At 73.9% G+C, this 6,000-nt stretch carries 3 protein-coding genes; 2 read left to right on the top strand and 1 reads right to left on the bottom strand.

The genetic code is table 11. The features are described 5' to 3' along the window. Positions 1-232 precede the first annotated feature (232 nt). Complete coding sequence (locus ACZ56B_RS08615) at positions 233-3,241, top strand: 3-keto-alpha-glucoside-1,2-lyase-like domain-containing protein (RefSeq protein WP_468787689.1); 3,009 nt, start codon at positions 233-235, stop codon at positions 3,239-3,241. Positions 3,242-3,339: 98 nt separating this feature from the next. Here the strand turns inward: ACZ56B_RS08615 and ACZ56B_RS08620 are convergent, their stop codons facing one another. Then, positions 3,340-4,704 carry an MFS transporter gene (locus tag ACZ56B_RS08620; RefSeq protein ID WP_468787691.1) on the bottom strand — a complete coding sequence of 455 codons (1,365 nt, stop codon included), beginning with the start codon at positions 4,702-4,704 and terminating at the stop codon, positions 3,340-3,342. A gap of 100 nt (positions 4,705-4,804) precedes the next feature. On the opposite strand from ACZ56B_RS08620, the gene ACZ56B_RS08625 reads away from it, so the two are divergent. Continuing rightward, entirely contained in the window at positions 4,805-5,584 is a 780-nt protein-coding gene (locus ACZ56B_RS08625; protein WP_468787693.1) for an aminoglycoside adenylyltransferase family protein, read from the top strand. Positions 5,585-6,000 lie beyond the last annotated feature (416 nt).

The following is a 6,000-nucleotide window of genomic DNA, read 5'->3' on the forward strand; positions in this document are numbered from 1 at the left end:
CGGGCGCCGTGCGGGCCCGGCGCCGGCCGCCGCGCGCGTACGAGCGAGTCGGTGACGGCCGAGTCCGGCACCGCGCCGCCGTCATCGGCGCGGGCCGGACTTTGACCTCTCCGATGACAAAGTATGGACATGTCAAAAAGAAGTCCTCTACCGTGGCGGCGCAAGCGCAGCGCCACCGCAGCGGACCGGAGCGACATCCGGCACGGTCCGGTCCCCGACTCGTGGAGGACCAATGCCCCACCGTCCGTTCCCGCGCGCCCGAAGACACCTCATCGCCCTGCTGGCCGGAGCCTTCCTGGCCGGCGGTCTGTGCTCCGTCCCGCCGGCCTCCGCCGCCCCCGCCGGCATCCCTCCCCAGGAACCCGGGATCACGCTCCGCGTGTTCGACGTGCAGACGCCGCTGAACAAGCTGTGCACCCTGAAACCGGGTCAGACCCCCAACCACGACACGCTGATGCCGACGGTCGACTGGTCCACGGAGGCCGACTTCGGCGGTCTCTCCGACCACTTCGTCACCGAGGCGTCCGGCTACCTGAACGTGCCCCGGGACGGCAGCTACGTGTTCCGCCTCACCAGTGACGACGGTTCACGCCTGGTCATCGACGGCGACACGGTGATCGACCACGACGGGCTCCACGGAAGCGAGCCGAAGGACGGCACGGTCCATCTCACCGCCGGGCCGCACCCGTTGCGCATCGACCACTTCGAGCGGGACGGCGGGCAGCAGGTGCGACTGGCCTGGAGGCCGCCGGGCGAGAGCGGCTTCACGGTCGTGCCCCGCGAGGCGCTGAGCACCGACGCCGGCGTCGTCCGGGTCACCGCACCGGGCCGCAAGGAGTGCGAGGCGAGCGGCGACTCCCCCGGCGACGGCCTGCCCCTGACCTCCGTACGTCCCGACCTGACCCTCACCGACCTGCGTCCGGACGGCTTCGAGCCGCAGGTCAGCGGCATGGACTGGCTCCCCGACGGACGCCTCGCGATCAGCACCTGGGGCGGCACTGACAACGTTGCCGGGGAGGTGTACCTGCTGGACAACGTGACCGGCCCGACGAGCCGGGAGAAGGTCACCGTGAAGAAGGTGGCGAGCGGGCTCCGCGAACCCATGGGCATCAAGTACGTGGACGGTTCGCTGTACGTCTCGCAGAAGCACGAGCTGACCCGGCTGGTCGACAAGGACCGCGACGGGGTCACCGACGAGTACCGCACGGTCGCCACCTGGCCGTACGGCGGGAACTTCCACGAGTTCGCCTTCGGCCTGCTCTACCGGGACGGCCACTTCTACGTGAACCTCTCCGTCGCCATCGACTACGGCGGCGCCACCACCACCCCGCAGCCCGCACCCGGCCGCGGGATCACGTACAGGATCAACAAGAGGACGGGGCGCATCAGCCCGATCGCGGGCGGCCTGCGGACCCCCAACGGCATCGGCTGGGGGCCCGGGGGCGGTCTCTTCGCCACCGACAACCAGGGCGGGTGGCTCCCGTCGTCGAAGCTCGTCCAGATCGAGCAGGGCCGCTTCTTCAACCACTACACCGAGCCCTCGGGCGCCTTCGACGACTCCCCCGTCACCGAGCCGGTGCTGTGGCTGCCGCAGAACGAGATCGCCAACTCGCCCTCCACTCCGCTGTATCTGAAGAAGGGCGCCTTCGCCGGCCAGATGCTGCTGGGCGACGTCACCTACGGCGGTCTGCAGCGCGCCTACCTGGAGAAGGTGAAGGGCCAGTACCAGGGAGCCGTCTTCCGCTACACCCAGGGGCTCGAGGCCGGCGTCAACCGCATCACCCTGGGCCCCGACGGCGCGGTCTACGCCGGCGGCCTGGGCGCCGACGGCAACTGGGGGCAGGAGGGCAAGCTCCGGTTCGGCCTGCAGAAGCTGACGCCGAACGGCAAGAACACCTTCGACATCCGGTCGATGCGCGCCGTGCCCGGCGGTTTCGACCTGACGTACACCCAGCCCGTCTCCGCCGCGACCGCCGAACAGCTCGCCGCCCGCTACCGTGCCGAGCAGTGGCGCTACACGCCGACCGCGGACTACGGGGGCCGGAAGATCGCCGAGGAGACGCTCCCCGTGCGCTCGGCGACGCTCTCGAAGGACGGCCGGACCGTCAAGCTCCGGCTGGACGGGCTGAAGCCGGGCCGCGTGGTGCACCTCCGCTCCCCGCGCCCCTTCACCTCGGCCTCCGGTGAGCCCCTGTGGAGCACCGAGGCCTGGTACACCCTCAACCGGATGCCCGGCGAGCAGCCGCCTCCCCCCACCCTCTACGAGGCCGAGGAGGCGCGCCTCACCGGCACCGCCGGCGTCGACACCGACCACGCGGGCTATTCCGGCAGCGGTTTCGTCGACCGGTACGCCACCGAGGGCAGGGCCGCCACGACCTTCGACGTGACGGTGCCGAAGGCCGACGCCTACGACGTGGGCCTGCGCTACTCCAACGGGCCCCACCCCTTCCAGGGCACCAAGTCCCTCTCCCTGTACGTCGACGGGAAGAAGGTGCGGCAGACGGAGCTCGCCTCCACCGGCGACTGGGACTCCTGGTCGACACGGACCGAGAAGCTGACGCTGCGCGCCGGGCGCAACACGGTCTCCTACCGGTACGACCCCGGCGACACCGGCCACGTCAACCTCGACCTGATCACCGTCCGCCCGCACGGGGCCCGGGTCACCCTGTTCGACGGGACGGCCGCCTCGCAGGAGCGGTGGCAGCACACGGACGGCAGACGCCTGCGGTGGCCGCTCACCGACGAGGAGTCGATGGAGGTGTGCTGCGGGGACATCCGCACCCTGGACGCGTACCAGGACTTCCGGCTGCACGTGGAGTTCCGCGTCCCGCTGCTCCCCCCCGACGTCACCGGGCAGGACCGCGGGAACAGCGGCGTCTTCCTCCAGGACCGCTACGAGCTCCAGATCCTCGACTCCCACGGCGACACCTCGCCGGGCACCGACGAGGCGGGGGCGATCTACCTGAAACGGGCGCCGGACACGAACGCGGCGACGGCACCCGGGACCTGGCAGACCTACGACGTCGTCTTCCGCGCGGCCCGCTACGACGACAGCGGCCGCAAGACCGCCGACGCCCGCGTCACCGTGGTGTGGAACGGCGAGAAGGTCCACGACGACGTGGCCCTCGACGGACCGACCGCGTCGGGCCGGGCGGAGGGCCCGGCGGCGGGCGCGATCAGGCTGCAGGACCACGGGAACCAGGTCAGGTTCCGCAACATCCGGATCACCCCGCTGTCGTGATCCCCGGCCGGGCCGGGCGGACCCTCGGGCCGCCCGGCCCGGCCACCGGCCGTCCCCCGCGGTGACCGGGCGGGAAGGGCCGGCCCCCGGGACGGCCCTCAGGCTCCGGGAAGCCGGTCCGGCGCGGGACGGTCCACGGCGGACCCGGGCGCGGGCGCGTCGCGGGCGGTGTCCGCCGTGCTCCGTCCGGCGGCCGCGGCCGTGTGGGCGGCGCGGCGCCGGCGGGCGTCCTCGTCCGTCCGCGCGTCGTAGGTCAGCAGCTTCGGGAGCGCGGTGGCCAGCAGGCCCACGGAGACCACGCAGGCGAGGCCGCCGGTCCAGAACGCCGGGCGGGTGCCGGTCCAGCCGGCCATCGCGCCCGCGCGGACCTGGCCGAGCTGGGGGCCGACGCTGTACGACAGGACCTCGATGCCGGCCAGCCGGCCGCGCAGTCCGTCGGGGACGGTCTGGTTCCAGATGGTCGAGCGGCCCAGCCCGCTCAGCATGTCCCCCGCACCGGCCAGCCCCAGGCACACCAGGACCAGCCAGACGTCGGACAGCCAGCCGGCCGCCGCGATCGCCAGTCCCCAGCCGGCCGCGCCGCACACCACCAGCAGCCCGTGCCGCCGTACCCGGGACACCCAGCCGCTGGTCAGGCTCACCAGCACCGAGCCGATCGACCCGGCGGCGTACATGAGCCCCAGCGACCAGTCGGCGTCCAGCTCGTCGGCGAGGAAGGGGAAGATCGTGTTCGGGAAGGCGAAGAACATCGCCGCCAGGTCCACCGCGTAGGTGCCCAGCAGCACCGGTCGCGACCAGGCGTAACGGGCACCCTCGGCGATACCGCGCAGCGACGGCCGGTCGGCGTTCTCGGCGGGCGGCGCGGGCGAGAGCCGCAGGCACATCAGCACCGAGGCGACGAAGCAGACCACCGTCGTCGCGTAGGCCGGGGCGTTGCCCGCGTAGGCCACGACCAGGCCCGCCACCGCGGGGCCGGCGATCGCCCCGGTCTGCCAGCGCAGCGCGTTCAGCGCGGCCGCCGCCGCGAGCTGGTCGTGCGGCACGATCCGGGCCAGCAGCGAGTCCAGCGCGGGCCGTTGGAGTCCGGCCAGACCCGCCACACCGGCCGCCACCACGTACAGCGGCCACAGCATCGGCTCCGGCAGCATCGCGTTGACCAGCAGGACCAGCGCCAGCACTCCCAGCCCCGCCTCGGTGAGCAGGATGACCCGGACGCGGTCCACCGCGTCCGCGAGCGCCCCGCCGTACAGTCCGAGGACCACCAGCGGCACCAGCTCGACCGCGCCCATCGCGCCCACCGCGAGCGGCGAGCCGGTCAGCTCCTTGATCTGGAGCGGCAGGGCGATCAGTGCCATGAAGCTGCCGAAGTACGTGACCAGTCCCTGCACCCACAGCAGCCGGAAGTCACGGGAGGAGCGCCAGGGCGAGAGGTCGGGCAGCACGGCGGAGAACTTGGAGGTCACGAGGGGTCATCATCCGTCGGCGCGGACACGCGGTGCAACTGCGTATCGGCTCGCCCGGCGCGGCCCGCCGCCGGCCCGCGCGACAGGGGACACTGGGGCGATGGACCATCGGATCCGGCAGACCGTGGAGCTGGTCGGCGACGTGCTGGGCCCGGACGTCATCGGCACCTACCTCCACGGGTCCTCCGTGCTCGGCGGCCTCCGTCCGGCCAGCGACGTGGACGTGCTGGTCGTGTCCCGGCGGCGGACGGGCGAGCGGGAGCGGCGAGCGCTCCTGGCCGGGCTGCTCGGCCTCTCCGGCTCCGGGGACACGGCCCGCCCGATCGAGCTCACGGTGGTCGTCCGGCCCGAGGTCCGGCCCTGGCGGTACCCGCCGACCGGCGACTTCCTGTACGGCGAGTGGCTGCGCGCCGCGTACGAGGCCGGGCGGGTCCCCCGGCCGGAGCCGATGCCCGATCTGGCCCTGCTGATCACCACGGTCCTGGCCGGCGACCACCCCCTCACCGGCCCCCGCCCGGCACGGGTCCTCGACCCCGTGCCCCGCGCCGACCTGGTCCGGGCGAGCCTGGCGTGCGTCCCCGGCCTGCTCGAGGACCTGGAGGGCGACACCCGCAACGTCCTGCTGACCCTCGCCCGTGTCTGGAGCACGCTCGCCACCGGCCGGATCAGACCGAAGGACGCCGCCGCCGACTGGGCCCTGGCCCGGCTCCCGCCCGAGCACCGCCCCGTCCTGGAGCACGCCAGGCGGCTCTATCTCACCTGCCGCTACTCGGAGGAGGACTGGAGCGAGGCGTTGCGGGCGCGGGTGCGTCCGCACGTGGACCACGTGCTCGGCCGGATCGACCGTGCGCGCGTCCGCGGCCCGCGGCCGAGCCGGTGAAGGACGCGGGCGCAGGAGGCGGGTGAAGGACGGGGCGTCCGGCCCGCGACCGTCCGTAGCGGCGTCGCACGGCACACCCCCGTCGTGCGGTGCGGCGCCTTCGCCCCGAAGACCGCGGCCTCGCCGTCCGCCACGGTCCGCAGGGACGCCGCTCGGCCCCCCCCTGCGGACGCCCCGCGTGACGCTCACCAAGTCGCCGCGCCCCGCCCGCCGGGGCCGGCGGGTCCCCCGGGCGCTCCGGCCGGGCGGTGCGGGTCGTGCGCGGGCCCGGTCCGGTCGTCCGCCGTGCGGCGTGGGTGGCCGACGGGCCCGGGTCCCCCCCCGTGTTGGGGGGGGGAGGGGGGGCCGGGGGGGGGGGGGGGAGGGAGGAGGGGGGGGGGGGGGGGGATTTGACGAGGCCGATACTCCAGGGTAGC

The organism is Streptomyces sp. NPDC034670, assembly GCF_055574875.1.

Bases quoted from the DNA above. Each gene is read 5' to 3' on its own strand.
- ACZ56B_RS08615 (WP_468787689.1), top strand. From the start codon at position 233: ATGCCCCACCGTCCGTTCCCGCGCGCCCGAAGACACCTCATCGCCCTG.
- ACZ56B_RS08625 (WP_468787693.1), top strand. From the start codon at position 4,805: ATGGACCATCGGATCCGGCAGACCGTGGAGCTGGTCGGCGACGTGCTG.